This window comes from Stenotrophomonas sp. AS012628 (assembly GCF_010608305.1).
GTDB lineage: Bacteria > Pseudomonadota > Gammaproteobacteria > Xanthomonadales > Xanthomonadaceae > Stenotrophomonas > Stenotrophomonas geniculata.
Map to the genome: position 1 here is coordinate 1 of NZ_VMBJ01000200.1, position 246 is coordinate 246.

At 67.5% G+C, this 246-nt stretch carries 1 protein-coding gene; it reads right to left on the minus strand.

What is annotated here, in order from left to right:
- On the minus strand, positions 1-246 hold a 246-nt coding region (locus tag G5A07_RS21615), incomplete at both ends, for a zinc ABC transporter substrate-binding protein (RefSeq protein ID WP_191864012.1).

Sequence of the window (246 nt, forward strand, 5' to 3'; positions counted from 1 at the left end):
GTCATGGTCGTGCTCGTCGTGCCCGGCATGCTCCTCTTCCTCGAAATTGACGAACTTGCGCAGGTGCATGCCCGGCAGGTCCTGCACCGCGACGCTGGTGCCCTGGCGGCCGGCGAGCACCTTGGGCAGGAAGTTCTCCAGGTCCGGGCCGATCCAGTAGAACAATTGCACCTCGCGCAGCCGCCGTACGTCGGAAGGACGCAGGGCGTACTGGTGCGGCGAGGCGCCCGGCGGCAGCAGTACGTC